Consider the following 238-nt stretch of genomic DNA (forward strand, 5'->3'; position numbering starts at 1 on the left):
TTGGATTTTCTTACAGAAGAGTCTCAAAATCACTTTGACATGACACGTGATCTGCTCGATGGTTTAGGCATTGAATATGTCATTGATACTAATATGGTTCGTGGTTTGGACTATTATAATGATACAATTTTTGAATTTATCGTAGATGTCAAAGGACAAGAATTGACGGTTTGTGCAGGCGGCCGTTATGATGGTTTGGTTGAATACTTTGATGGTCCAGCCACACCAGGTTTTGGAT

At 38.2% G+C, this 238-nt stretch carries 1 protein-coding gene; it reads left to right on the forward strand.

Annotated elements, in window-relative coordinates:
* Nucleotides 1-238: ATP phosphoribosyltransferase regulatory subunit (locus tag ETC07_RS16425; protein ID WP_205742586.1), on the forward strand; the 238-nt coding region annotated here is incomplete at both ends.

Source organism: Halomonas borealis, from assembly GCF_004798905.1.
GTDB classification, from domain to species: Bacteria; Pseudomonadota; Gammaproteobacteria; order Pseudomonadales; family Halomonadaceae; genus Halomonas; species Halomonas borealis.